General features: G+C 34.8%; 22 protein-coding genes. 5 read left to right on the top strand and 17 right to left on the bottom strand.

Going from position 1 to position 26,580, the window contains the following annotated elements; all coding sequences use genetic code 11:
* Positions 1–98 precede the first annotated feature (98 nt).
* On the top strand, positions 99–1,517 hold the full coding sequence (locus tag ACWA1B_RS19395) for an APC family permease (protein ID WP_456909803.1): 1,419 nt from the start codon (positions 99–101) through the stop codon (positions 1,515–1,517).
* 76 nt (positions 1,518–1,593) lie between these two features.
* On the opposite strand, the gene ACWA1B_RS19390 is transcribed toward ACWA1B_RS19395, so the two are convergent.
* The 6 genes from ACWA1B_RS19390 to dinB all read right to left on the bottom strand — a co-directional run bounded on the left by ACWA1B_RS19390 (position 1,594) and on the right by dinB (position 9,278).
* On the bottom strand, positions 1,594–2,004 hold the full coding sequence (locus ACWA1B_RS19390) for an MFS transporter (protein ID WP_456909801.1): 411 nt from the start codon (positions 2,002–2,004) through the stop codon (positions 1,594–1,596).
* A gap of 238 nt (positions 2,005–2,242) precedes the next feature.
* Positions 2,243–2,704: a DUF1810 domain-containing protein gene (locus ACWA1B_RS19385; protein WP_456909799.1), complete on the bottom strand. Its 462-nt coding sequence runs from the start codon at positions 2,702–2,704 to the stop codon at positions 2,243–2,245.
* Positions 2,705–2,864: 160 nt separating this feature from the next.
* A complete protein-coding gene (locus ACWA1B_RS19380; RefSeq protein WP_456909797.1) occupies positions 2,865–3,491 on the bottom strand; it encodes an alpha-ketoglutarate-dependent dioxygenase AlkB family protein in 627 nt (208 codons plus the stop codon).
* A 45-nt stretch (positions 3,492–3,536) separates the two neighbouring features.
* Complete coding sequence (locus tag ACWA1B_RS19375; RefSeq protein ID WP_456909795.1) at positions 3,537–4,925, bottom strand: exonuclease domain-containing protein; 1,389 nt, start codon at positions 4,923–4,925, stop codon at positions 3,537–3,539.
* Positions 4,926–5,043: 118 nt separating this feature from the next.
* Complete coding sequence (locus ACWA1B_RS19370; protein ID WP_456909793.1) at positions 5,044–8,097, bottom strand: DNA polymerase III subunit alpha; 3,054 nt, start codon at positions 8,095–8,097, stop codon at positions 5,044–5,046.
* A complete protein-coding gene (gene dinB / locus ACWA1B_RS19365; RefSeq protein ID WP_456909791.1) occupies positions 8,097–9,278 on the bottom strand; it encodes a DNA polymerase IV in 1,182 nt (393 codons plus the stop codon). Before dinB ends, ACWA1B_RS19370 begins: the two co-directional genes overlap by 1 nt.
* 90 nt (positions 9,279–9,368) lie before the next feature.
* Between dinB and ACWA1B_RS19360 the strand changes: the two genes are divergently transcribed.
* Positions 9,369–10,142, top strand: a complete 774-nt coding sequence (locus ACWA1B_RS19360; RefSeq protein ID WP_071636747.1) for an XRE family transcriptional regulator — start codon at positions 9,369–9,371, stop codon at positions 10,140–10,142.
* Positions 10,143–10,287: 145 nt separating this feature from the next.
* Here ACWA1B_RS19360 and ACWA1B_RS19355 read toward each other — a convergent pair whose 3' ends face one another.
* The 7 genes from ACWA1B_RS19355 to kdpB all read right to left on the bottom strand — a co-directional run bounded on the left by ACWA1B_RS19355 (position 10,288) and on the right by kdpB (position 18,853).
* Positions 10,288–11,049 carry a phosphatase PAP2 family protein gene (locus tag ACWA1B_RS19355; protein WP_456909789.1) on the bottom strand — a complete coding sequence of 254 codons (762 nt, stop codon included), beginning with the start codon at positions 11,047–11,049 and terminating at the stop codon, positions 10,288–10,290.
* 265 nt (positions 11,050–11,314) lie between these two features.
* Positions 11,315–11,491: a hypothetical protein gene (locus ACWA1B_RS19350; protein ID WP_456909787.1), complete on the bottom strand. Its 177-nt coding sequence runs from the start codon at positions 11,489–11,491 to the stop codon at positions 11,315–11,317.
* A gap of 35 nt (positions 11,492–11,526) precedes the next feature.
* Positions 11,527–13,245, bottom strand: a complete 1,719-nt coding sequence (locus ACWA1B_RS19345; RefSeq protein ID WP_456909785.1) for an ATP-binding protein — start codon at positions 13,243–13,245, stop codon at positions 11,527–11,529.
* A gap of 188 nt (positions 13,246–13,433) precedes the next feature.
* The gene (locus tag ACWA1B_RS19340) at positions 13,434–14,564 is read right to left on the bottom strand and encodes a sensor protein KdpD (protein ID WP_456909783.1); all 1,131 of its coding nucleotides are present in this window, start codon (positions 14,562–14,564) and stop codon (positions 13,434–13,436) included.
* Between the two features lie 136 nt (positions 14,565–14,700).
* Positions 14,701–15,789 carry a porin gene (locus ACWA1B_RS19335; protein ID WP_456909781.1) on the bottom strand — a complete coding sequence of 363 codons (1,089 nt, stop codon included), beginning with the start codon at positions 15,787–15,789 and terminating at the stop codon, positions 14,701–14,703.
* Positions 15,790–16,150: 361 nt separating this feature from the next.
* Positions 16,151–16,702, bottom strand: a complete 552-nt coding sequence (locus ACWA1B_RS19330; protein ID WP_456909779.1) for a K(+)-transporting ATPase subunit C — start codon at positions 16,700–16,702, stop codon at positions 16,151–16,153.
* 93 nt (positions 16,703–16,795) lie between these two features.
* Positions 16,796–18,853: a potassium-transporting ATPase subunit KdpB gene (kdpB, locus tag ACWA1B_RS19325; RefSeq protein WP_456909777.1), complete on the bottom strand. Its 2,058-nt coding sequence runs from the start codon at positions 18,851–18,853 to the stop codon at positions 16,796–16,798.
* A 68-nt stretch (positions 18,854–18,921) separates the two neighbouring features.
* On the opposite strand from kdpB, the gene ACWA1B_RS19320 reads away from it, so the two are divergent.
* Positions 18,922–19,281 (top strand): four helix bundle protein, encoded by a 360-nt coding sequence (locus ACWA1B_RS19320; protein WP_456909775.1) that lies wholly within the window; start codon positions 18,922–18,924, stop codon positions 19,279–19,281.
* A gap of 96 nt (positions 19,282–19,377) precedes the next feature.
* On the opposite strand, the gene kdpA is transcribed toward ACWA1B_RS19320, so the two are convergent.
* The 4 genes from kdpA to ACWA1B_RS19300 all read right to left on the bottom strand — a co-directional run bounded on the left by kdpA (position 19,378) and on the right by ACWA1B_RS19300 (position 23,505).
* The gene (gene kdpA, locus ACWA1B_RS19315) at positions 19,378–21,096 is read right to left on the bottom strand and encodes a potassium-transporting ATPase subunit KdpA (protein WP_456909773.1); all 1,719 of its coding nucleotides are present in this window, start codon (positions 21,094–21,096) and stop codon (positions 19,378–19,380) included.
* 105 nt (positions 21,097–21,201) lie between these two features.
* Positions 21,202–21,279 (bottom strand): K(+)-transporting ATPase subunit F, encoded by a 78-nt coding sequence (gene kdpF / locus ACWA1B_RS19310; RefSeq protein WP_073489533.1) that lies wholly within the window; start codon positions 21,277–21,279, stop codon positions 21,202–21,204.
* Between the two features lie 180 nt (positions 21,280–21,459).
* Entirely contained in the window at positions 21,460–21,741 is a 282-nt protein-coding gene (locus ACWA1B_RS19305) for a DUF7674 family protein (protein ID WP_012024048.1), read from the bottom strand.
* A gap of 414 nt (positions 21,742–22,155) precedes the next feature.
* Entirely contained in the window at positions 22,156–23,505 is a 1,350-nt protein-coding gene (locus ACWA1B_RS19300; protein ID WP_456909771.1) for a sigma-54-dependent transcriptional regulator, read from the bottom strand.
* A 168-nt stretch (positions 23,506–23,673) separates the two neighbouring features.
* On the opposite strand from ACWA1B_RS19300, the gene ACWA1B_RS19295 reads away from it, so the two are divergent.
* Entirely contained in the window at positions 23,674–24,882 is a 1,209-nt protein-coding gene (locus ACWA1B_RS19295; RefSeq protein ID WP_456909769.1) for a polysaccharide deacetylase family protein, read from the top strand.
* Between the two features lie 98 nt (positions 24,883–24,980).
* Positions 24,981–25,997: an LLM class flavin-dependent oxidoreductase gene (locus ACWA1B_RS19290; protein ID WP_456909767.1), complete on the top strand. Its 1,017-nt coding sequence runs from the start codon at positions 24,981–24,983 to the stop codon at positions 25,995–25,997.
* The last annotated feature ends 583 nt before the right edge of the window (positions 25,998–26,580 follow it).

Below are 26,580 nucleotides of genomic sequence, written 5' to 3'. Positions count from 1 at the left end.
ATCCTGATTTTATTTTTAAAGAATAACTCGAATTTGGAATTTGAATATTAGGATTTCAGAAAAAAGTATATCTTTAACCAACCCAAAAACCAAAAAAAATGCAAGAAAACGAACAAGACCAGGAACATTTTAAAAGAGAACTCGGATTATTAGACGGAACCATGCTCGTAGTTGGTTCTATGATTGGATCTGGGATATTTATCGTAAGTGCCGATATCGCCAGACAAGTTGGATCAGCCGGCTGGCTAACCCTTATTTGGCTAATCTCAGGATTAATTACCATTATAGCCGCTGTAAGTTACGGAGAACTTAGTGCGATGTTCCCAAAAGCTGGAGGACAATACGTATATCTAAAAGAAGCTTATAATAAATTGATTGCCTTTTTGTACGGTTGGAGCTTTTTTGCTGTAATTCAAACCGGCACTATTGCTGCAGTTGGTGTGGCTTTTTCAAAATTTGCGGCCTATCTTTATGAGCCGTTTAGCGACGAGAATATTTTATATGAATTAGGTGCGTTTAAATTAAACGCGGCACAGCTGGTTTCTATTTTTACGATCATTTTACTGACTTTTATTAACAGCCGTGGGGTCAAAAATGGTAAAATTCTGCAAACGGTTTTAACGATAATCAAAATTTTATCTTTGCTGGGGTTAATCGTTTTTGGATTAACATTGGCCGCAAAAGCTTCAGTGTGGGGTGCTAACTGGGCTGACGCCTGGACAACACGTAGTTATAATGCAGAAAGTGGATCATGGCTTCCAATTAGCGGAACAGCTTTGATTACAGGAATTTCAGCTGCAATGGTTGGCTCATTATTTTCTAGCGATGCATGGAATGGCGTAACTTTTATTGCCGGCGAAATTAAAAATCCAAAACGAAATGTAGGCTTAAGTTTATTTTTAGGAACTTTTATTGTAACAATAATTTACGTTTTGACAAATTTGATGTATTTGGCTGTTGTACCACTTCAGGAAATTGCAACAGCAAAATCAGACAGAGTAGCAGTTGTGGCTTCGCAATATATTTTCGGAGATATCGGAACGCTAATTATTGCAATCATGATTATGATTTCGACTTTTGCCTGCAATAACGGATTAATTATGGCAGGAGCCAGAGTTTATTACACAATGGCAAATGATGGGTTATTCTTTAAAAAAGCTGCAGTTTTAAATGAATCAAGTGTTCCTGCATGGGCTTTGTGGGCGCAATGTATTTGGGCTTCGGCTTTATGTCTGACAGGAAAATACGGTGATTTATTGGACTTCGTAATCATCATCGTTTTGATTTTTTATATTCTAACCATTTACGGAATTTTTATTTTAAGAAAAAAAATGCCAGATGCTGAAAGACCTTATAAAGCTTTTGGATATCCGTTTTTACCAATGTTATATATTATTGTTGCAGCCGCAATTTGTATTTCTTTATTATTTACGAAATTTTCAACTTGCGGATGGGGAGTTTTAATAATGTTGGCAGGAATTCCTGTTTACTATTTAACAAAACCAAAAGAAGAATAAACTTGTTTCAAGTTTCAGGTTTGAAGCTTTGATTATAAAAAAGCGTCTTGTTTATTACAAGGCGTTTTTTTTATTTTTAATTATTAGTATCCGATAAATCATTATCAATTCTTTCTGCGGTTGGTCTTAAAAAAATCAGATAAATTAAAATCAGGATTCCAAATAAAATAAAATCGGGATTTAAAATTAAGATAAGAAATGCTGCTCCTTCAAGAACTGCCCAACGCAAGATAGATGCAGTTTGGTAGATTGGAAATTTTTCTTCCAATTTTAATTTTGGATTGATTTGTTTTAATTGAGATTTAAACAAAAAACTGCTCAGAACAAATGCTAACACAGGAATCACGATATATATTGCAGAAGATGAATCAATAACAGGAATTTGTAATTTCTCAATTGAAAGATCACCTAAAATGTAATAAGCCACAATAGTTCCTGCACAAATAGCAAGATGAATAATTTGAAGTGTTTTAATTCTATCAGACATGATTTGGTTTAAGCATAAAGTGGTTTGTATATGCAAGTTAAGATTAATTCTTTGAAAAATAATGGTTTAGGTGATTAGAGTGTTCTTTTTTGAGCTTTCTTTGGGAATACAATAATTTTTGGAGAAGCAAAAAAATGTTGCAACAAATGTAATTTGCTGCATCATAGATGAGTAAAAATAAAAAAAAACACTGCGGTTAGGCAGTGTCTCTTTGATGCAAATAATCTGAAAACCGTTATTATAAAGCAACAGGTTCAGCAGAAGATTTTATTGTTGAATTAATAATAGACAAAGTAAGCGGATCAGATTCTCCTGAAAAGAAAGCTTCCAGAATTTCCTGAAATATAGAATTTGTGTTTTCAACCATCGAAAAAAGTGTCATTGATGAACGTAATTTGCGTGCATCCAAATCTCCAAAAATTCCATCAGCTGATTTCATTTTAAAACTTAATAAAAGTTCTGAAATTTCGATTAAATGTTTTCCAAGAATTGGATGTTCCAAATAATCAGAAGCTTCTTTTAAATCGTTAATGGCATAAAGATTTGCTGTATCGCTTTTGCCCAAACCTTTTATTTGCGGAAAAATGAACCACATCCAGTGTGTTTCTTTTTTCCCTTTGCTGATTTCAGAAAGAGCAGTAAGATAAAGTTTGTTTTGCGCATCTAAGAAACGCGATAAATCATTGTTAGAATAGGCCATTATGGTATTGTATTTTGAAAAAGGTTGCAAAAATAGTAAAAAAGAAAGGGTCTGCCTAATAAAAGGTTCATACAGTGCGTGTTTTAACTTTTTAAAGAAGGAATATCTTACCGTTTTTTCAATTGAAAAAACTTTTTAAAAGCATTCAATTCTATAAAAATCAAAGATTTCGATTGGTTCTTCTAAAGGTAAGATTGATCCTCGGTAAAACATCTCGCGCGGTTTTCGGAACCTGATGTTGCCAAAAACTATTGGTCGTTCCCGCCATTAATAAAAAAGAACCATGATGTAGCGGAATCTCAATCTGACCAATATCTTTTCGAAATTTATGACGCAGTCTGAACATCCTGGTTTCACCGAAAGTTACCGATGCTATAATAGGATTTGGTCCCGTATTATGTTCTTTATCGCTGTGCCAGCCTACTCCGTCATTTCCATTTCGGTATAAATTCAAAAGGAGACTGTTAAAATCTAACTGTGTTTCTTTTTCTACACGGCTTCGAATAGTTAATAAATCGTAAGTCCAGTCAGGTCCGTTTAGATCTGCTCCTGGATTATCTTTGTCTTCGTACCAGGAAATCATTCGAGGAACAGTATAGGTTTTATCGTAAATTTCCATTTCATATTCTCGCCATTTTGTTTTACGAAGTATTCTTTCGTAAAAACGATCAGATTCTTCTTTACTAAAAAAATTATCGATCAAAATTAATTCGCAATCAGGCAAATCGTATACAATTTTACCACTGCTGCCTGTAGTAAATAATTCGGTGTCGCTAAATAGTGTCATAATTCAGATTTTAATTTTACAGCTCTATTTTATGTTTTATTTGGTTTAGGAAGCTTTGTTTAAAAAATGTTTATTGAAGAATATTTTACTGGGATGTTTTTCGGCATAAGTAAAAATTAACTGTTCAATATATTGATTGCTTTTATAAAGCGTAACATAACTTTTTACATCTTCTGGATCATGAATGGCAACATCTCTCGGAATATATCCCATTCCATGAAAATGGCCATTTTCAATCCAGATGCAGCTGCGTTCCTCTTTAGATCTTCCTTTGTCAATAATGGCAAAAGTGGGTCTGTTGTTCAAGAAAAAATCAATAGCATTGTCAACTTGTTCGTTGTGAAGTACTATATCAGGCAGGCTTTTTATATCATTATTTTGCGGAAGCTCTGCTTCTTCAGGTCTGGAATATTTGCAGAATCTTTGATCAATTTCAAATTGTTCAGCCAGACTTCTCAGTAAATTTATAGCATTATACAAACTATTAAATTCATGAATACAAGTCTGAAATTTGCTTAGTTTTCCAACAGCCAAATATTTATATCCGTTTCTTGCCTCATATTGATAAATGCCAAATCTTGCTTCAAAACGCTTTAATGCTCTATTGTAGGCTGGCCAAAGCTGTTTTATTTCGGTACATTCTAGCAAAAGTGCCATTAATTCGGTGGCACAGACTTCAAAAGAAATGCTGTGGATGTCTCTCAGGAAGTGTTGCCTTTGAGGATTGATATTATTGCCACTAAAGTGCGATGCCACACGTTTCTTCACATTGATGGCTTTACCTACATAAATCACTTTTTTTGCCTGATTATAAAAATAATAGACACCTGGTTTTTCAGGTAAATTATTAAAGTCATCTGGCGGAAGGTTTGGAGGTAAACGCTGATCTTGTGCCGTTTTTTTGATCATTTTTTCTATTTCTCCTTCATTGTCCCATTCCAATAAAAGCGAAAATAGTAGGGCAGTGGCGTCTGCATCTCCGCCGGCGCGGTGTCTGTTTTCTAAAGATATATTTAAAGAATTACAAAGATTTCCTAAACTGTAAGATCCTAATCCGGGTTTGATTTTTCTAGCCGCACGAACGGTACAAAGTTTTCTTGCCGACCATTTAAAACCCGACTGTTCCAGTTGATGATGTACAAACGAATAATCGAAGTTGACGTTGTGTGCTACGAAAATACGGTCGGTAAGCATTTCTAAAACCTTCTCTGAAATATCATCGAAAATAGGAGCATTAGCAACCATTTCATTGTTAATTCCCGTTAATCCAAAAATAGAAGGAGGAATATCCTGTTCTGGATTTACAAGAGTTTCATAACGATCCAACACTTTTGTGCCATCATGAATAATAATGGCAATTTCTGTAATACGGCTTCCACTGGCATTTCCGCCTGTGGTTTCGATATCGACTATGGCATATTCCTGATTTTTCATTTTTATATAACGTAAGTTTTTCTTTAGTTATTTAAATATTTAACACATAGAATTAAAGTTAAAAATGGCGTCTCTACAAGCTAAAAAACTATTTTTCTATGTGTTAAATTATCCTCATTTAAAATTTCATTCGGTGTCGTGGCAGATTAATTTCATGCCCCTGCGGATAAGGTTTTCGATGTGTTAGGCTTATATCTTCTTTAATTTGATTTTGTGTTCTAAACTGATCTTTAGAATCCATATAACGCGGATCTGGAATGAATGGCATTTTTGCCATTTTTATGATGGTGATTGTTGGAAAATGATAATCAACTTCGACATTTCCTAACAAAAGATAACAGCCTCCACCCTGAAAAGGATATTTTTCTAAACTATCCGGAAAATGTGCCGTATCAAAATAAGTGCCTTCATGGTCGATCCAAGTTCCAAAATACATGGTGCCTTTTTTGGTCGGGACGTGTTTTCTGGAAATTAAATACGCCAGCATTCTAACTTGTTTTTTATGATACTGAACTAAATCCTTAGCCATAATATCGCCTCTATATTTGGTTTGTAAAAGATCAAAAACAGTGCAGGAAACGGGAAAACTTAAAAGCTCAATTTCGTCAAAAGCATCTTCAAAAACAGAGCGCTCCAATGTTGGAAGTTTATATTCTTTGACGGGCTCCTGTAGAAGTTTTAGATTTCTATTTTCGGGCTTAAAATTGTTTAAAAGAAGACTTGCAATAACCAAAAGCTGATTTTTAGTTTTTCCTGTAAAACGAAAAGCACCGATGAAAATTAACGTTTTGATATTTTCGATTCCAATTGGGATTCGATTGATAAAATCTTCAAGAGAAATATAATCCCCATTTTTATTTCGGTCTTCTTCAATTAAATGAGCCGTTTTTGACTCCAGACTTTGAATGTGCATAAAACCTAAATAAATATCTGTGCCATATAATGTAGTTTGATATTCGCTTTTATTCACACACGGATTATGAATCGTTCCGCCAGACATTCGTGCTTCGTGTACATACACTTCGGTTCTGTAAAACCCACCCTGATTATTGATTACCGCCGTCATAAATTCAACAGGATAATTAACTTTGAGGTACAAACTCTGGTAACTCTCAACGGCATATGAAGCCGAATGCGCTTTGCAGAAAGAATAGCCTGCAAACGATTCAATCTGGCGATAAATTTCCTGGCTCAACTGTAACGGATGCCCTTTTTGAGCACAGCTCGCAAAGAAATTATCTTTTACTTTTTGCAACGCTTCCAAAGATCTTCCTTTTCCCGACATGGCACGGCGCAGAATATCGCCATCAGGAGCGGGTAGTCCGCCGTAATGTTGGGCGATTTTTATTACATCCTCCTGATAAACCATAATGCCGTAAGTTTCGCCAAGATGTTCTCTAAAAACTTCATGAAAATATTCAAATTGATTTGGATTATTATGACGAAAAATATACTCTTTCATCATTCCAGATTGCGCTACTCCAGGACGAATAATAGACGACGCGGCGACAAGAATTTTATAATTATCACAATTTAAACGGCGCAGTAAACCACGCATAGCAGGACTTTCGATATAAAAACAGCCAATTGTATGTCCTTTTGCTAAATAAGAATTGCAAACGGCTTCATCTTTAGATAATGAAGTATCGCGAATGTCTACTTTTATTCCTCGATTTTTGGCAATAAGTTTTACGCTGTCATCAATATGTCCGATACCGCGTTGGCTTAAAATATCAAATTTGTCAAAACCAATTTCTTCGGCAATATGCATGTCAAAAAGCACGATAGGAAAACCTTTTGGAGGCATTTCCAATGGCGTATAATTGGTAATGGGTTCTTCAGAAATCAGAATTCCACACGCATGCATGCTTCGTTGATTAGGATATTTCTGCATCATTTTCCCGTATTCCTGAACCAATTTTACAATTTTGTTTGTTGGATGAAGTTCTTCAGGATTTTTTGCTAAAAGATCTAATTCTTCTTTAGGAAGCCCGAAAACTTTTCCAACTTCTCTAAAAATGGAACGGTATTTAAACTCGACGTTCGTTCCGCAAAACGCAACGTGATCTTTGCCATATTTTTTGAAGATATATTCAAGAATTGTGTTACGTTCCTGCCAACTCCAATCAATATCAAAATCAGGCGGAGTTTTTCGGTTGAGGTTTAGAAAACGCTCAAAATATAAATCCAGTTCAATTGGACAGATATCGGTAATTCCGAGACAATAGGCAATAATACTGTTGGCACCGCTTCCACGACCAATGTGCATAAAACCTTGGCTATTGCTATATTGAATAATATCCCAAGTAATTAAAAAATAACCGCTGAATTCTAATTCGTCAATTACTTTTAATTCTTTTTCCACGCGAGCTTTTGCTTCAATATTTTCGTTTCCGTAACGTTTTTGAAATCCTTCCCAAGCTAATTCTGTCAGTTTTTCTAAATCTTTTTGACGGTTTTCAGTATAGAATTTTTTATTTCTTTTTGCTGAAAAATTATATTGAAAATTACAATCGTCAATGATATGCTGTGTATTTAAAATGATTTCAGGATATTTTTCATAAAATGGCAGAATCGCTTCTACAGGTTTCATCACATCAGAAACTTTGCAATACTCTGCTTCTGTAAGTTTCGATAAAATAATATTTGTATCAATAGCCCGAAGCACTTTATGCAGATTGTATTCTTCTTTACTTCTAAAAGTTACAGGCTGTAAAATCACCATTTTGGAGATTTTATTTTTATGTTTTGAAGTTAGAAGACTTGAAACTTCTTCAGGACGAACTCCGATAAATTCATTATCAAAAAGCGTTTCTGGAGCATTTTCTAAAGTATAAATCACAAAAGCCGACTCGAATTTTGGAGCACGTAAAGGCAAAGTTTCTCCGCTGAAATTATATTCCGTTAAAAAGCGATTCATTTCAGCTAAACCTTTAGCATTTTGTGCCAAACCAATATATCGAAATCCATGATTGTATCGAAATTCCATTCCGATCAAAGGCTTTATTTCTTTTTCCTGACACGCTTTTATAAAATCGTAAATTCCAGTAATGGTATTAATATCGGTCAATGCCATTGCTTTTACACCACATGCAACAGCTTCGTCAATCAATTCCAAAAGTGGAATTGTGCCGTAACGTAATGAATGATAGGAATGACAATTGAGATACATTATTTTTTGCGTTTTAAAATTTCGTCTTTAGTGTTTGGTTTAAAGTGAGCTCCAGCACAGCGCATTACGGCATCAAAACCATAACGGCTTTTCATCTTGTCCATCGCTTCATAAAGTGAAAGCATTTCCTGAGTATCTTCAAAAAGATCAATTTGATAAGTTCCGCGCACGAGTCCGCTGAAGCGTACACCAATCAGACGTAAGCGCATACGACGTTGATAAACTTTTTCAAAAAGTTCTATTACATTTTTGGTCAGAATATGATCGGCTGAGGTGTAAGCCACTCTGCATTGTTTGGTTTCGGTATCAAAATTGGCGTAACGTATTTTGACCGTAACGGTTGAAGTCAGCCATTGTTCTGCACGAAGCTGAAAAGCTAATTTTTCGACCATTCCTAATAATATTCTTCTCAGTTTGGCAAGATCGATAGTATCTTGAGAAAAAGTCGTTTCAGTCGAAATTGATTTTCTTTCCGTATAAGGTTCAACGGGGGTGTGGTCAATTCCGTGCGCTTTTTTCCAAAGTTCCAGACCATTTTTACCAATCATCTGTTGTAAAACTTCGGCAGGCATTTCGGCCAAAGTCTGAATTTTACGAACGCCAATTCGGGATAAAAGCTGAAAAGTCACAGCGCCAACCATTGGAATTTTCTGAATCGAAAGCGGATTTAAAAAGTCTTGTACTTCTTGTTCCTGAATTTGAAGATTCCCAACAGGTTTACCTTCTCCGGTTGCAATTTTAGAAACGGTTTTGTTGATGGATAATGAAAAACTAATTGGAAGTCCGGTTTCTTTAATGACTTTTTGAGCCAGTTCATTTGTCCATTTATAACTACCGTGAAATTTATCCATTCCGGTAATGTCCAGATAAAATTCATCGATACTCGCTTTTTCTAAAACGGGTGCTTTTTCCTGAAGAATTTCGGTAACATCATGAGAAAGTTGCGAGTACAGTTCCATGTCGCCTTTCATCACTTTTGCATCTGGACAAAGTTTTAATGCCATACGAATCGGCATGGCAGAACGCACTCCATATTTACGGGCTTCATAAGAGCAAGATGCCACAACCCCACGGTCTCCGCCACCTATAATAAGCGGAATTCCATTGAGTTCTGAGTTGGTGCGTCTTTCACAGGATACAAAAAAGGTATCCAAATCCATATGTACAATTGCCCGTGCCATTTTTCCTTTTTGTTTTTGTATGGAACAAAATTAGTACAGGTGATAACAATTTTTTGTATATTTGCTGTTCCAAATTATAACAAATTAATTATGTCCTTATTTTCAGACAACATCAGAGCACTAAGGGTTAAGCATAAAATATCACAAGAAAAATTAGCTGAAAACCTAAGTATTACAAGAGGAAGATACGTGAAATACGAAGATGGAACTTCGGAAGCACCGTATGACATCTTAAAGAAGATTGCATTATATTTTCACATGAGTATCGACTTGATATTATCTGTCGATATCCGTAAAATTGATGTGCAAAATTTGATAAAACTGGAAGGCAATCGACTTATTTTACCTATTCAAGTGGATAGTTTTGGAGAAAATTTTATTGAAATTGTTTCTCAAAAAGCAAAAGCAGGTTATCTAAACGGATATGCAGATCCAGAATATATTGAAAGTTTACAGCAGATTACACTTCCTTTTTTAGGACCAGGAAAACATCGTGGGTTTCCCGTTGAAGGCGATTCAATGCCTCCGCACGAAGACGGTTCGATTATTATTGGTCGTTATGTGGAAAAGTTGGGGGAGGTAATGGATGGAAAAACCTATATTTTGATTACCAAAAATGAAGGAATGGTGTATAAGCGTCTCAATAAAAACAAAAAGAACGCTTTGGTTTTAGAATCCGACAATAGTTTTTATCCAAATTATGAAGTAAAAGCTTCTGATATTTTAGAGATTTGGGAATACGAATGTAATATCGGCCGTTCGGATAAGAAACAAGAAATTTCGGAAACCGGAGCAATGAAGGATTTGCTTTTAGAATTGAAACGTGAAGTTCGAGAGATTAAGAATAATACTTCGAATACATAATTTTTTTCCGCCACGAATTCACGAATTATTTTAAATTAAAATTTGTGAATTCGTGGGTAATACATTTACACAAAGCCATTCAAAAATCCTTCTAATCTGTGTAATCTGTGACTTAAAAAAAATGAGACTTTGTGCCGAAAAAAAACTAAAAAACCTTCACAAAACTCAAACCATATTGTTGTCCGTTATAAAAAGGCGCAATCATAGAAGTTGATTTACTTTCAGATGAAGATTTGAATAATTTCTTAGTAATATACGGATTCATCCAATAGGCAATTTTTGTACTCAAAATCCCGATTCCGGCTCCTGCTGCAACATCAGTCAGCCAATGGCGATTGTTGTAAATTCTGAATAATCCGGTTCCGGTTGCAATGGCATAACCTGCAATTCCGTACCAAATCGATTTGTCTTTGTATTCTTGCCATAAAAACTCGGCTCCGGCAAAAGCGGTTGCAGTATGTCCGGACGGAAAAGAATTATTTGAGCTTCCGTCAGGTCTTTCCTCATGTACAATAGATTTTAATCCTAAAACTGTTGAAGCCATTATGACATAAGAAGTCACAAATATTACAGAACGGTCGCGCATATTATTTTTGCCTTTTACACCAAAAGCATTCAACGCATAAACCGAAGCAGCAGGCGCATATTGCGAGAAATCATCAATGGTAATTTTTTCGTCAATATCTTCAGTAACTTCACTTTGAATCTGATGGTTAAAATTTAAGAGTTGGTCATTTCCAATTCCAATAACGCCATAGCCTATTAATACACTCGGAATAATTAATTGCTTGTAATTGAATTTTAAATGATTGGAAGTGGTATCAATTTTTGTGATCGAATCATTTTGCTGTGCATTCGCAGAAAATAATCCAAATAGAAATACAAGGGAAATTGTTTTTCGGAACATTGTTTTTGTCGTTATAAGTTGCAATAGTAACGAATGTTTGATGCAGGTATTTTGGGCTTAATTGAACTTTAAGCGAATATTAATTTGTTGGTTTTAAATGTGATAGTTGGATTAAGATTGGCTAAATTATTACAGGCGAAAACATAATTAATTATTGTACAATCCCTACGGGATAAATATATGAGTGCAGAAATTTTTCTACCAATATATAATCTTTACGAGATACTCCTTTAGGAGTTAAATATTGGTAGAAAAAAAGTATAAATTACAAGAAAGTCCCGTAGGGACAATTCATATTGTAGGGCTGGATTTCAATCCAGTTTAATAATATGATATAGCCTATAATTGTTTTGCATTGCGGAATTTCTGTGTCAACCGGATTAAAATCCGGCCCTACAAAATGGTTCGAGCCTACGGCTCTTTTATATATTTTTCGTTTCACAATTCACAATTCACAATTCACAATTCACAATTTTTCTAAACCTTTAAAGAAAACCAAAACGTACTTCCCAATCCCAAATTGCTCTCAACACCAACGCTTCCGTTTTGAGCTTCAATAAATTCTTTACTAATAGCTAATCCCAATCCCGTTCCGGATTTCTGACTTCCTGGAACCTGAAAATATTTATCAAAAACTTTGTCTTTATATCTTGTGTCAATTCCTTTTCCGGTGTCGATCACTTGAAATACGATTTGATTTAGTTCCTTTTTTAGTTTGATATGAATTGTACTTTTTTCAGAAGAATACCGTATCGCATTTGATAAATAATTAATCAAAACCCAGCCTGTTTTTTCGCTGTCGGCTTTTACATCTTGCAGGTTTTCATCAGCGTCAATCAGCAGTTTAATTTGCTTTTGATCTGCTTGAACTTTTACCGCTTCAACAGCATAATTTACAATTTCATGCGGATTGCTTTTTTCGATATTCAGTTGAATATTTCCCGTTTCTAACTGTGATAAATTAAGCAATTCCCCCGTGATTTTCAATAAACGTTGACTATCTTCTTTTATGCTTTCTACCAATTGTTTTTGATCGTCGTTCATCTCGCCAGTTTTGCTGTTTTCAAGCAATTTCAGACTTAATTTTATAGATGCAATAGGTGTTTTTAATTCGTGTGAAACGGTTGCAATAAAGTTGGTTTTGGCAAAATCCAGTTCTTTAAAAAGCGTAATATTTCTCAGAATAATCACATCGCCAATATTGATTTCTTTTTCTTCTCCTGTTGGAATTATGGTAATATTCAGAATTTCTTTTTCGAAATAACTTTCTTTTCCGTGTGCATAAATTTTAAGCGGTTGTTTTTTAGTAGAATCTGAATCCTCTTTTAAAATCAAAGAACGAATCAAATCATTCGATATGGCCAGAGTAGAAGCCGATTTTCCGACAACATCTTCTAATTTTAGACCAATAATTTTCAGGGCTTCATCATTGGCAAACAAAACAATTCCTTCGTGATCAAGACCAATAATAGGATCGTGCATATTATTGATTAAAGTTTCCAGTCGTTTCTTTTCGAAAAAGAGTTTATACAAATTACTGTCGTTGTATTCTTGAAGTTTCTGCGCCATCGTATTAAATGATTTGGCCAAATCGCCAAACTCGCTGTGGCTCGTAAAATGAACACGTTCTGAATAGTTTTTATTCGCAATTTCCTTAATACTCAGCGTCAATTCCTTAATTGGATTGGCAATATTATTTGGGAGATTAACCAATAAATTGAAAGCAATCAAAAAGCATAAAGTTCCCACAATGGCAATCCATAAATTGGCCGTTTCGGCGGTATGTTTGGCGATATCGCTTTTCTGTTTTATGGCATTCATATTGAGTTTCATAATCTCAAAAATATCCTGCCTGATCTGCATTTTCAAAGTTTCATCAGAGCTGTTTTTCTCTAAAAGAATGAAGCTTTTCTTTAGATTATCGGTTCCTTTTTTCTCTCCAACTTCAGTTACATTTTGCGTTTGTTTCTGAAGATTGTCTTTGAAAATAATAATCGCTTTATCTTTATTCGTATTAATTTCGTCCAGTGACAAAAGCATATTTCGTGAATATTCAAGCGTATTATAATTCGCTTTCAGAATATTCTCAGTGTCTTTTTTTATAGAAAAAATATAAAAGGCACTCACCAATGTGAGTATTATTATTAGTACAAATAATAATCCAACTCCCAGATTCAATTTGGTTTTAATTCTCATTTTATAAAACATTTTTTTTGAACCATATAAGTAATATAAGAAAATATAATAGGACGGATAATTAAGGAAAGATAAAAAAACTTTGCGCCCTTGCGACTTTGCGAGCAAAAAACTCCAGCGAACTTTGCGCAAAAACTTCGCGTTCCTAATTAAAATGAACTTATATAACTTATATGGTTAATATTTTTTCACGACAAGATTACAAGATCAACATTTGACAATGACAGTTTGTTTAGCAAACGCCTAAAAATTGTTGTAGACAAAATTACTTTAAATAAATTCAAATGCGGTTTTCCGATACAAACAGTTGTAATTTGTTTTTCTTCAACTGTTGCTAAAATCGCATCGGCAATATTTTTGTGTTCTAATTTAATGACTTCTGCGCCTAGTTGTACGGCGAGTTTAAAGTTATTAATTAAATGTCGCTGTTTGTCCAAAGCAATTTTAGTACTGCTTTCCTGCGGAGTTTCTACATACAGAACATACCACGATCCGTTATAATAACTTGCCAATCGCGCCGCTTTTCTAATCACAATTTTAGCCGTTTTATCATTACTGCTAATACAGGCCAACAATTTTTCATGTCGTAAAGCATGAAGATTCGGAACTTCATTTTCAACTTTTCGAACGACCTGACTCGCTACTTCTTTCAAAGCCAATTCTCGAAGTTGTAAAATCTGTTCCGATTTAAAAAAGTTCATTAAAGCTGTCTGAATTTTATCAGGAGTATAAATCTTTCCTTCTTTCAAACGCGCAATCAAATCTTCAGATGTTAAGTCAATATTTACGACTTCGTCCGCCAATCGCAATACATTATCTGGAATGCGTTCCTGAACATCAATATTTGTAATTCGTTTTACGTCTTCATTTAAACTCTCAATATGCTGAATATTGACAGCCGAAATTACATTAATACCAGCTTCCAGAATTTCTAAAACATCCTGCCAGCGTTTTTCGTTTTTGCTTCCTTCAACATTCGTGTGTGCCAATTCATCTACAATAACCACTTCCGGACGAAGATTGATAATCGCCTGAACATCGAGTTCTTCCAATTCTTTTCCTTTATAGAAAATGGTCCGTCTCGGAATTATCGGCAAACCTGCTAATAATTCATGTGTTTCCTTTCGCATGTGCGTTTCGATGTAGCCAATTTTTACATCGATTCCGTTTTTCAATAACGAATGCGCTTCCTGAAGCATACGAAAAGTTTTGCCCACACCGGCGCTCATTCCAATGTAGATTTTGAACTTTCCCTTTCGTGATTTCTGAATTAAATCGAGAAAGTGCTGTGCGTTATTATTTTCGTTTTCTTTTTCCATAAGATTTGCCACGAAGGCGCATTTTTTTAACCATTAAGATATTAAGTTAATAAAGTCAAAGCTTAATTTTCTCAATAAGTTCATTAAGGCAAAGCTTAACTTTCTTAATATCTTAATGGTAAAAATCTTTTAATGTTTAAAAAGAAATTGCCAGCGAAGTCGTTAAAAACGTATTTGTATTCGTTGGAAGATTATCTTTTGTGAAGATTTCATCTTTACTTGAAAGATTTCTTGCTTCAATTCTAAACATAACATTATCAGTAACTAAGTAATCAAAGTTAGCTGAAAATCCGTAAGTTTTAAAACCGTTTGGCGTTTCAGTCCCGATAGCTATCGGGATAATTACACCTTTTTCATCACTGTAATATTCGCCTCGTACTGCAAGCTGAATTTTGTCAACTGGTTTGTATTGCAGAATCAAAACTGGTGAAAACCAAGTATCATATTTATCACTTCCTTTGGCCGATTGCTGAGTTCCAATATCAAAACCAGCAGTAATATTTGTCTTTTCCGTTACCTTGAATTGTCCGTAAAAGTTGTTGAAATAACGCCATTTTTTATCAATATCCGGCTGTTCATTTCCAACATAAGTACTCCAGTTCAAAGCAACACGATCAGAAGGTTTGTATGTAATTTGAGTTCCAAAAGCAGGCGTTTGATTGCCTTCGACTTTTTCAATTCTCTGCCAGCCATTCAAATACATTCCAGCCAAATACCATTTTCCGGATTCAGATGTATAACCAATTTTAACTCCCGTTTCATAATAAGGAGAATTCTCAGCCAGAATGCTTCTCGTTAAAGTCTGGCAATCTTTTCCAATCGCACTTTCAAAACCAATATGCGAAGGCATGATTCCCGCATCAATCCATAAATTATGACTTGACGAAATCTTTACACCAACATTCGCCTCGTAAACATTTTTCAACAAACCTTGTTCGGCAGCCATATTATACTCGGCATAAGTTCCCGCCATTAAGGCAAAATTCCCCCGAATATTTTCTTTCGAATAATTCACTTTTGCTATTCCTAAATTCAGGTTTACCTCGTTGCTTTTATTATAACTGTAAAAAAAGTTTGGGCGAGTATGATTTTCCGGTTTTGCAAAATCATAACTATAATAAGCGTCCACATATCCCGAAAATGTCAATGGACTTTTTGATTCTTCTTGTGCGTGTAAATTGCTAAAGCCAAAAGCGATTAAAGCAGTAAGTATTATTTTTTTCATTTTTGTGGTATTCTATTATTTATTAGTAGATTTTTTAGGAGCTAATCCCGCTATCCGTTTCAATCTTTTGTGTCTCGTTAAAGAAACGAGACACAAAAGGATTTCCACTACTATCGGGGCTAGGGCATTTGGGGTAAAAAGGCGTTTTTGTTTCTTGCAAGGTTTTCAAAACCTTGTAGGTATTTATTTTTTTACGTTTAGTTTGTCATTTCGACGAAGGAGAAATCTTCGTTGCTAGATCGCCACAGATTGACATTCTTTACGGAGCTTCTTGCGAAGATTTCTCCTTCGTCGAAATGACAAGAATGCGCATAGAAAAACTTAGAATCTCAGTATCTTAGACCCTTAGCGTCTAAGAGTCTTAGCGAAGCGCATCCAGCGCCACATTCAATTCCAAAACATTAACCGTTTCAGGTCCAACAACAGCGGTATTAATTTTAGATTCTACCAAAGCTTTTACTTTAGCTTCATCCAATTTTCTTTCTTTAGCAATTCGTTTTACCTGAATCAAAGCGCCTTGCGGAGAAATATTCGGATCTAAACCACTTCCAGAAGCTGTAACCATATCAGATGGAATATCAGATTTTTTCAAATAGGGATGAACCAGTAAAATCGTATCAATTCTTTTTTGAACCAAAGCCAAATAATCAGGATTGCTTGGGCCCTTGTTGCTTCCGGCACTTCCCGCCGCGTTATAATCAACAGCCGAAGGTCTTCCCCAGAAATAATTCGACTTATCGAATTTCTGACCAATTTTTTGGTAACCAACCACTTTCCCGTTAACCAAAATAGTTTCTCCTTTTCCTTGATTTGGAGCCAATTGTGCAATTCCGTAAATTGCTAAAGGATAAATAACCGCAAACAAAATCAAAGTAAATACGGTAAGTTTTAATAGTGAAAATAGATTTTTCATTTTTTTCATTTTTAGAGGTTCTAAGGGACTAAGATTCTGAGGAACTAAGAAAAAAAACTTAGAACCTTAGCATCTCAGAACCTTAGCAACTTTTTACATAAATAGTGCGACAACTAAATCAATAACTTTAATTCCGATAAAAGGAACAATCAATCCGCCAAGGCCATAAATCAAAAGGTTTCTTTTTAAGATCGCACTCGCTCCAATTGGACGGTAATCAACGCCTTTCAGCGCAAGCGGAATCAATATCGGAATGATAATCGCATTGAAAATTACCGCTGATAAAATGGCACTTTCAGGACTATGCAAATGCATGATATTTAAACCTTGCAACGCAGGAATCGCAGTAATAAAAAGAGCAGGAACAATAGCAAAATATTTCGCAACGTCATTTGCAATAGAAAAAGTAGTTAAAGTGCCTCGAGTCATTAAAAGCTGTTTTCCAATTTCAACGATCTCAATTAATTTCGTTGGATCATTGTCAAGATCGACCATGTTTCCGGCTTCTTTCGCCGCTTGCGTTCCGCTGTTCATGGCAACTCCAACATTGGCTTGGGCAAGGGCAGGAGCATCATTTGTTCCATCACCCATCATTGCCACTAGTCTTCCTTCGGCCTGTTCTTTTCTGATGTAATTCATTTTATCCTCCGGTTTTGCTTCGGCAATAAAATCATCAACACCGGCTGCTTCGGCAATAAATTTGGCTGTTAAAGGATTGTCTCCAGTAACCATAACCGTTTTGATTCCCATTCTGCGTAAGCGCTCAAAACGCTCTTTCATTCCGGTTTTGATAATATCCTGAAGTTCGATAACACCTTGAACTTCATTGTTTTTAATCACAACCAGTGGAGTTCCTCCGTTAGACGAAATGGTAATAACTTGTTGTGCAGTATCTTCTGGAAAAGAATTTCCGGCTTGTTGTGCAATATTTTTAGCGGCATCTTGTGCCCCTTTTCTAATATTGGTTCCGTCTTTTAATACGACTCCAGAAGTTCTAGTTTCGGCAGTAAATTTTATTGTGTGTGAAATATCAGAAGTAGTTTGTAAAAAGCTTGCTTTAACCTCATTTTTTACATCGATCATCTCACTTAACTCTAAGATACTTTTTCCTTCCGGAGTATCATCTGCAAGTGAACTCAAAACAGCCGATTTCACGAAATCATCAAAAGAGATTCCTTTTGTTGGATAAAAATTGGTTGCTTTTCTGTTTCCAATGGTGATCGTTCCGGTTTTATCCAAAAGCAAAACATCAATATCTCCGGCAGTTTCAACCGCTTTACCTGATTTTGTGATTACGTTAGCACGTAAAGCTCTGTCCATTCCCGCAATACCAATTGCAGAAAGTAAACCTCCAATTGTAGTTGGAATCAAACATACAAACAAAGCAATGAAAGCCGCAATCGTGATGGGTGCATTGGCATAGTCGGCAAACGGTTTTAGCGTAACGCACACAATCACGAAAATTAAAGTAAAAGCGGCTAATAAAATGGTTAAGGCAATTTCGTTTGGTGTTTTCTGACGGCTTGCTCCTTCAACTAAAGCAATCATTTTATCTAAAAAACTTTCGCCTGGTTCAGAAGTTACTTTTACTTTAATTTTATCAGATAATACTTTTGTCCCTCCGGTAACCGAAGATTTATCTCCTCCGGCTTCCCTGATTACAGGAGCACTTTCTCCGGTAATAGCACTTTCGTCGATTGTTGCCAGACCTTCAATAATTTCACCATCGGCAGCAATTAAATCACCAGCTTCACAAACGAAAATGTCATCTTTTTTTAAGGCTGAAGAACTTATGTTTTTAATTTCTCCGTTAGGCATAATCTGTCTTGCAGGAGTTTCTTCTCTAGTTTTTCTTAAACTGTCGGCTTGTGCTTTTCCTCTTGCTTCGGCAATGGCTTCGGCGAAATTGGCAAATAAAAGCGTTGCTAGTAAAATTAAAAATACAATTAAGTTATAAGTAAAACTTCCCTGGTCGTTTGCGCCCATTAATATCGAAATGCAAACAGCAAACATAATTGCAGTTCCAATTTCTACGGTAAACATTACCGGATTTTTGATCATCATCTTTGGGTTCAGCTTGACAAAAGACTGCACCAAGGCTTCTTTTACCTGTTTACTTTCAAACAATGATGTGGATTTATTAGTTGTCATTTTTCTTTGTGTAAAATGTTAAATGTAAAATGTGAAATTTCCTACTTTTGTAAATAATTATTTTAAATATGAAACCACACAAGAAATTGAATTCATGGATTAAAAGTTTTGAATTCGTTAAAGAAATTTATTTAGCTACAAGGCAATTTCCTTCTGAGGAAAAGTTTGGAATTACTTCTCAAATCCGTAGAGCTTCTGTTTCTGTACCTGTTAATATTGCAGAAGGAGCAGCAAGAAAAGGAACAAAAGAATTTATCCATTTTTTACATATTTCGCTAGGTTCTTTATCAGAACTCGATACTTTGATTCTATTAAGCAAGGAATTAGATTTTTTCAACGAAAAAGAATGTGAACAATTGATTGAAAAATTAGATATCATAGGAAAACTTATTTATGGATTAATTAAGAATCTTGAAACACGTTTATGATTTTTTGTGAGATGTAAAAAAGTAAAATGTGAGATGTGAAATGTTGTTTGAGTTTGGTTCTTATTTTTTACATCTCACATTTTACTTTTTTACATTTTACATTCCAAAATATTCTGCTAAAGGTCCAAGCGCCAACGCTGGGAAGAACGATAAAGCAGCGATAATTGCGATTACGGCAAAAGTCATGATTCCGAAAATTGAGGTGTCGGTTTTTAAAGTTCCAGCACTCTCTGGAATGTATTTTTTACCTGCCAGTAAACCTGCAATTGCCAATGGACCAATGATTGGAATAAAACGGCTTAGCAGTAATACAATTCCTGTAGTGATATTCCAGAACGGATTATTATCTCCCAGACCTTCAAAACCAGAACCATTATTTGCAGCACTCGAAGTATATTCGTATAACATTTCTGAGAATCCGTGATTACCAGGATTGTTTAACCAGCCTGTTGCGTTGCCGCTAAACCAATAGCCCATTGCAGTATCATGCGCAGCAAAATAAGAAGCTAAAGCAGTTCCGGCTAATATTAATAAAGGGTGAAGAATAGCGATGAAAGCAGCAATTTTAACCTCCCGCGCTTCGATTTTCTTCCCTAAAAATTCGGGAGTTCGGCCAACCATTAATCCTGAGATAAATACAGCCAGAATAATGAAAACATAGTAGTTCAAAATACCAACACCACATCCGCCGTAAAAGGCATTTACCATCATAGATAATAATTGCATAGCGCCAGAAATAGGCATAGAACTATCGTGCATACTGTTTACAGAACCTGTCGAAATTACCGTTGTAGCAATGCTCCAGAAACCTGAAATTGCCGGGCCAAACCGAACTTCTTTTCCTTCCATCGCTCCGGTTGCCTGTGCAATACCCATTTTTTCGATAGCAGGATTTCCGTTGATTTCACTCATAACTGTTGGAACAACCAAGAGTAAGAAACCAACCGTCATTACACCAAAAATAATATTCGCTAATTTTCTTTTGTTTAGGAAAAATCCAAGAGCAAAAATCATCGCAAACGGAATAATCATTTGCGCCCAAAGCTCAACTCCATTCGTAAAATAAGTTGGATTCTCTAATGGATGTGCTGAATTGGCTCCAAAAAATCCACCACCATTTGTACCAATATGTTTAATAGCAATAAAAGCTGCAGCGGGTCCACGAGAAACTTCTACATGATCACCTTGAAGCGTTGTAATAGCATCTTTACCTTCAAATGTCATTGGAGTACCGCTGAAAACTAATGCGATAGCTACAATTGCAGAAAGAGGTAATAAAATACGAGTACAGCTTTTGATGAAATAATTATAAAAATTACCCAATTGTTCTGTTGTTCTTTCTTTCATTGCCGTAAAAATCATAGCGGCAGCGGCCATTCCGATACCAGCAGAAACAAATTGAAGAAACATCAAGACGATTTGTGAAAGGTAAGAAACCCCACTTTCACCTGAGTAATGCTGTAAGTTACAATTAACTAAAAATGAAATAGCAGTATTAAATGCCAAATCTGGTGACATGGACGGATTATTATCCGGATTTAAAGGTAAAGAACCTTGAAACAATAAGACAAAAAAGCAAAGAAAAAACCAAACCATATTGATACTTAAAAGTGCTTTTAAGTGTTGTTTCCAGTTCATTTCTTCAGCCGAATTAATACCGCTGATTTTAAAAATAAATTTTTCAATTGGATTGAAAATCGGATCAAGAAGTGTTTTATCTCCTAAATAAACTTTAGCAATATATTTTCCTAAAGGAATCGCTAAAACAATAGTTAGGATAAAAATACCAATGACGCCTAATAATTCTGTGTTCATAATTTTTATATTTTTTAGTGAAAGGTGAGAGGTGATTTGTAAAGTGAGTTGATGAATAAAATTTGCGTTTACATTTCACTTAATGCATTTCACTTTTTACATGATTTAAAATTTTTCGGGTTTGATTAATACGTAAACCAAATACACGAAAACGGCAATTGAAACAATAAATAGTGCGGTCATGATTTAGATTTTTTCAAAAAATTCAACAGAGAGAAAACAAATGGCAAACAGCACAACGGCCAGCCCGAGTAAAAGAAAAGTGATCATAAGATTTATTTTAGATTTTAGTCCCGATAGTTATCAGAACAGATTTTAGATTTTTTCGATTAAACGATTAAACAGTTAACCGATTCAACATATTTATACGCCTGAAGCATTAACCTGCTTGATGTATTCTGCTTTAAGCGTTTGTGGAAAAAGATGTGAAATATTGCAGTGGCGCATTTCCATAAAAGAAGAAACCGAAAAAACGTACACATTAGAAATGGCATTTTTAGTTTCGATGCTTCCAGTAATAAATAGGCGTTCGGCAAGAGCCAGACATTTTTTTGCACGAACGATATTTCCAGAAATAATTGATTTTTTTGTTATCTCGGCAAAGCGTTCTGCTTGTTTGTAGATTGAGGTGACTTGATTTTTCATTTGGAATGAATTTTTAATGTTCTCCCTCCTTATGCCAAAATATGTTCCGAAAAAATGAAGCTATGGCTAAAGTGCTGTCAATAAAAGGAATGTGGTTTTGTGCCAAAAATTAGGCATAAAAAAAGCCTATCATTTTGATAAGCTTTTCTCGTTTTGATATGTTATTGTCAAGCTCCAGAGGAGCTAAATGTTTATAGAAAATAATAGTTCCGGTTATTAGAGATCCCTCGGAGCGACATATTTTTGAATTGTTTGGGTTTCGCTCCGCTGGAGCTTTTTATTTTAATGCAATGAGATAATCTATAAATATTCCGCTTCTCCGAAGCTTTGAAAATTGATATTCATAATTCATTTTGATTGGAATTTGGACTCGAGCGATAGCGAACAGGCGAAGCAATTTTTAAATTTTGGAATTTAATTTTTTTCAATCCCGTACTCTTCTAGCTTTCTATACAAAGTTGCAATCCCAATTTCTAATAATCTCGCCGTTTCTGCCTTATTTCCTTTGGTGTAATTTAAAACCTTCTGAATATGAAGTTTTTCAACACTTTGCATCGAAAAAGCGGACATTGGTTTTGAATTATTTTCAGCTTGATGTTGCATTTCATAGGGCAGAACATCCGAAGTTAAAGTATCGCCATTACTCAAAATAACGGATCTTTCGATGATGTTTTTAAGTTCGCGGATATTTCCCGGCCAGGAATAATTTTCTAATTTCTGCAGAAAATCATCTGAGATGTGCAATGTTTTTTTATTCGTTTTTTCAGAAAATTGCTTAACGAAATGATGCGTCAATACCGTAATATCTTTAATTCTTTCTCGTAAAGACGGTAGTTTGATTTCGAAAATATTCAAACGAAAATACAAATCAGAACGGAAACGATGTTCATCGCTTTCTGTTTTTAAATCTCTATTTGTAGCGGCAATTAATCTGAAATTTGATTTTTTTGGAGTGGTATCTCCAACTGGAATGTATTCGGAAGTTTCTAAAACTCGTAATAATTTTGCCTGAAGATCAATTGGCATTTCACCAATTTCATCTAGAAATAAAGTACCGCCGTTTGCTTCTTCAATAAACCCTTTCTTATCTTTTAAAGCTCCGGTAAAAGCCCCTTGCTTGTGACCGAAAAGTTCGCTTTCTAAAATTTCTTTGCTGAAAGTACTACAATTTAAGGCCACAAAAGATTTCCCGACACGATTGCTGTTCTCATGAATGGCTTGTGCAAAAACCTCTTTTCCGGTTCCGGTTTCTCCTGTAAGTAAAACGGTTGAATCGGTTTTGGCTACTTTTTGTGCGAGATCGATAACCTGTTCAATTCCTTTTGATTTTCCGATTATGGTACTGAAAGAATATTTATCGTTAATGCGTTTTTCAAGTTGCTGAACCTTTTTCTGTAAATGCACTTTTTCAACGGCTTTATAAAGAAGCGGAATAATTTTATCATTATCGTCGCCTTTCACAATATAATCGAAAGCGCCATTTTTCATTGCCTGAACGCCGTCTGGAATATTTCCAAAAGCGGTTAGCAGAATAACTTCTGTGAGCGGAAAACTTCCTTTTATATTCTGAAGAAAATCAACACCATTTCCGTCGGGCAGTTTTACATCACATAAAACAACATCAATATCTGTTTGTTCCAATTTTTTAAAACCTGATTTTAAATCTTTGGCTTCAAAAACTTCAAATCCTTCCGATTTTATAATACGCGCCAGCAGACTTCTCAGTTTTTCTTCGTCGTCTATAATTAAAATTTTGTGTGTCATTTGCAGATAAGCTAAAAACCGAATGGGTATTTTAATGTACAAATTTAGGTTTTAAATCAATTCTCTTTTTTGATTCGACGGAAATTATTTTTCAAAGAGTAATTGGTTTTAAAATTATTTCTTCAAAAAGAAATGTACTTTTAAGCAAAAATTGAATCTATATAATTTATGTTAAAACGCATTCTTTTTATCGTTATACTATTCTTCGAATGTTTTACTAGTTTTTCAAATGAAATAATCCAGAGAGATTCTTCAAAATCAAAAGTCATTTCGTTTAAAATCAAATTAAAATCGGAAGAAAAAGCCAAAATTAAAATTGCTTCTTTAAAATACAACAAACATTTCGCTTACAGTTTTACTCTTGATGATGGATATCGTTCAGCTTATTTAACAGCATTTCCATTGTTGAATGGAGGAAAAATAAGCAATCCGAATAAAAACGAATGGAAAATTGATCAAGGTGGAGACGGAACAACTTCAAAAGGCCTTTTCTATTCAGACGGATTCGGAAATAAAATCCCATTTAAATTGGCTTTGGCAGTTAACGGAGGTGTAATTCGTGATTTGCCAGCAAACCGCGGACATCTTTCGTGGTCAGAAATTAAAGAAATGTACAACTCCGGTTGGGATATTTTAAACCATGGTTTTCATCATGCAACAAAACACGGTACAAATTATTTGACAGAAGTCACCGAAAATACAGTTTCAATAAAACAGAATCTTAATTTTACAATGTCACATTTTGTAGTTCCAGGTGGAGAAGGTGACCCTAAGTATTATTTAGAATATGAAAAAGAAGCTTTGGATAACGGAAATTTATCGGTAGCGTCTTATTATGGTGTTGGCCCAGTTTTTAAAGTTGATTCAAAAATCAATTTAGATAAAATGATTACGGCCAGAACTTTTGTACAGAGTTCAAAAGATACGACCAGTTTTAAAACAATGGACCATTATTTAAAAACCTTAGATTCGATTGTAAAACAGCCAAATCCAATTTGGTTTAACGAATTCACACATGGAACGGGAAATACAAATTTGTGGAACTTAAGCATACGTTTTCCTGATTTCAAATATTACATGACGACTCTAGCAGATAAATATGGTGTAAAAGGAAATGATTCAATCTGGATGGCGCCATGGCAGGAAGTTTACGAATATATCTGGTTGAGGGATCGAATAAAAATGGATTACACACAAAAAGGAAAAAATGTAGAAGTGAAAATTGTGATTCCTGAAATTCCTGAAGCATTTAGATATCGAGAAATTACATTAACGATTGAGACTTCTTCTAAATTTGAAATAGAATCTGGGAAAGATCTAATTATAAAAGCTGATGGTAAAACAAATCATAAACTAATTCATTTGAAATTGAAATAATAAACATTTGTAGCTACAAATATTATAATTCTATTAACATTAGAAAGCAAAGTGCATCGATATAAATGAGTTAATTTTGCACCTTAGCATTATTTTATATGAAAAAACCAATTTCAGTTTCAATATTAGAGCTTGCAATCATCAATCAAGATAGCAACGCTACCAAAACATTTCAAAAAACAAAAGACATTGCGCAATTAGCAGATAAATTAGGATACAAAAGAATCTGGCTTGCAGAACATCACAATATGGCACACGTTGCAAGTACAGCAACTGTTGTTTTAATTGGGTATGTAGCAAGTCAAACCGAGAATATTCGTGTAGGCTCAGGCGGAATTATGTTGCCAAATCATTCCCCTTTAGTAGTTGCTGAGCAATTTGGGACATTAGAAACACTTTATCCAAACCGAATTGACTTAGGTTTAGGAAGAGCACCAGGAACAGATCAGCCAACCGCCGAAGCAATCAGAAAAGACTTTTTTGAGCAAGCACAACGTTTTCCTCAAAATGTAAGTAAACTCCAAGAATATTTTTCTAGCGAAAATGCAACAGGAAAAGTTCGTGCTTTTCCAGCTGAGGGTCTTAATGTTCCAATCTGGATTTTAGGTTCCAGTATGGAAAGTGCAGCTTTAGCTGCGGCTTATGGTTTGCCTTATGCATTTGCTGGACATTTTGCTCCAAAACTGATGATTCAGGCATTTGAATTCTATCGTGAAAATTTTCAGTCTTCGCAGTTTTTAGACAAACCCAAAACAATGGCGTGTGTAAATATAATAGCAGCTGATACAAATGAAGAAGCCGAATTATTGTCGACAAGTTTGTACCAAATGTTTCTAAACTTAATTAGAAATGATCGTAAAGGTTTACAGCCACCGGTTATATCGCTTGACGATATTATGAATGAAGCAGAACGCTATCATGTTAATCAGATGACAGCAGGAACATTCACGGGAAACAAAGAACAATTAATTACAGATCTAAAAAAGTTTATCAATTACGCTAACATTGATGAATTGATGGTTACAAGTCCTATTTTCGATCATCAGGCAAAATTAAAAAGCATTCAAATTACAAAAGAAGTAATAGATAGTTTAAACGAAAGTATACATATATAAGTATACCTAATATATAAGAGTAGATTTCAGTCATGCAGCCCGACAGTTTTTGAAAACCTGCCGGGTTTGTTTTTTCTATACATATATATGTATATAGAAAGCTGTATTATATATAAGAGTAAAAAAAACCGAATTTTGGATTGTGTATTAGTAGCTGTTTCCCGCTATCCGCTTCAATCTTTTGCTTTTTAAAGAAAAAAGCAAAAGGATTTCCACTCCTATCGGGGCTATGGGAGCTGTTTTCGGTAGAAATCCAGAGGAAGAAGAGATGATGCCTCAGCAAAATAGAGTCTGAAAATGGAAAACTTTGCGTCTTTGCGACTCTGCGAGATAAAAAAAATGCATTTTAAAGAAACCTTAAATCCTGTTTTCTTTTCAAAAAAGCGTGGGGAAGACTAAAAAATCAATAAAACGGAAAGCAGAAAAGACTCGAAAACGATGAAAACCGCACTGCGATTCAGAAAAAGGCTACAGGTTGTCAAAAAAATCTGGATTGTAAAGAAAGTGTTATCAGCGAGTTAGGAAATAAATCAAAAAAAGGTCGAAAAAAGAGGCTAAAAAAGCTTGCATAACTGGATAAAGG

It is taken from the genome of Flavobacterium xizangense (assembly GCF_054075145.1).
Note: the sequence above shows the minus strand (reverse complement) of the source record. Positions and strands in the feature narration are given on the sequence as shown.

What these genes read in the sequence shown, in the direction of transcription:
- kdpF (WP_073489533.1), bottom strand. Translation starts at nt 21,279, where the DNA reads ATGACCGCACTATTTATTGTTTCAATTGCCGTTTTCGTGTATTTGGTT.
- ACWA1B_RS19370 (WP_456909793.1), bottom strand. Translation starts at nt 8,097, where the DNA reads ATGTATCTCAATTGTCATTCCTATCATTCATTACGTTACGGCACAATT.
- ACWA1B_RS19385 (WP_456909799.1), bottom strand. Translation starts at nt 2,704, where the DNA reads ATGGCCTATTCTAACAATGATTTATCGCGTTTCTTAGATGCGCAAAAC.
- ACWA1B_RS19355 (WP_456909789.1), bottom strand. Translation starts at nt 11,049, where the DNA reads ATGTTCCGAAAAACAATTTCCCTTGTATTTCTATTTGGATTATTTTCT.
- ACWA1B_RS19290 (WP_456909767.1), top strand. Translation starts at nt 24,981, where the DNA reads ATGAAAAAACCAATTTCAGTTTCAATATTAGAGCTTGCAATCATCAAT.
- ACWA1B_RS19305 (WP_012024048.1), bottom strand. Translation starts at nt 21,741, where the DNA reads ATGAAAAATCAAGTCACCTCAATCTACAAACAAGCAGAACGCTTTGCC.
- ACWA1B_RS19375 (WP_456909795.1), bottom strand. Translation starts at nt 4,925, where the DNA reads ATGAAAAATCAGGAATATGCCATAGTCGATATCGAAACCACAGGCGGA.
- ACWA1B_RS19300 (WP_456909771.1), bottom strand. Translation starts at nt 23,505, where the DNA reads ATGACACACAAAATTTTAATTATAGACGACGAAGAAAAACTGAGAAGT.
- kdpA (WP_456909773.1), bottom strand. Translation starts at nt 21,096, where the DNA reads ATGAACACAGAATTATTAGGCGTCATTGGTATTTTTATCCTAACTATT.
- ACWA1B_RS19380 (WP_456909797.1), bottom strand. Translation starts at nt 3,491, where the DNA reads ATGACACTATTTAGCGACACCGAATTATTTACTACAGGCAGCAGTGGT.
- ACWA1B_RS19345 (WP_456909785.1), bottom strand. Translation starts at nt 13,245, where the DNA reads ATGAGAATTAAAACCAAATTGAATCTGGGAGTTGGATTATTATTTGTA.
- ACWA1B_RS19395 (WP_456909803.1), top strand. Translation starts at nt 99, where the DNA reads ATGCAAGAAAACGAACAAGACCAGGAACATTTTAAAAGAGAACTCGGA.
- ACWA1B_RS19360 (WP_071636747.1), top strand. Translation starts at nt 9,369, where the DNA reads ATGTCCTTATTTTCAGACAACATCAGAGCACTAAGGGTTAAGCATAAA.
- ACWA1B_RS19340 (WP_456909783.1), bottom strand. Translation starts at nt 14,564, where the DNA reads ATGGAAAAAGAAAACGAAAATAATAACGCACAGCACTTTCTCGATTTA.
- ACWA1B_RS19330 (WP_456909779.1), bottom strand. Translation starts at nt 16,702, where the DNA reads ATGAAAAATCTATTTTCACTATTAAAACTTACCGTATTTACTTTGATT.
- ACWA1B_RS19320 (WP_456909775.1), top strand. Translation starts at nt 18,922, where the DNA reads ATGAAACCACACAAGAAATTGAATTCATGGATTAAAAGTTTTGAATTC.
- ACWA1B_RS19295 (WP_456909769.1), top strand. Translation starts at nt 23,674, where the DNA reads ATGTTAAAACGCATTCTTTTTATCGTTATACTATTCTTCGAATGTTTT.
- kdpB (WP_456909777.1), bottom strand. Translation starts at nt 18,853, where the DNA reads ATGACAACTAATAAATCCACATCATTGTTTGAAAGTAAACAGGTAAAA.
- dinB (WP_456909791.1), bottom strand. Translation starts at nt 9,278, where the DNA reads ATGGCACGGGCAATTGTACATATGGATTTGGATACCTTTTTTGTATCC.
- ACWA1B_RS19335 (WP_456909781.1), bottom strand. Translation starts at nt 15,789, where the DNA reads ATGAAAAAAATAATACTTACTGCTTTAATCGCTTTTGGCTTTAGCAAT.
- ACWA1B_RS19390 (WP_456909801.1), bottom strand. Translation starts at nt 2,004, where the DNA reads ATGTCTGATAGAATTAAAACACTTCAAATTATTCATCTTGCTATTTGT.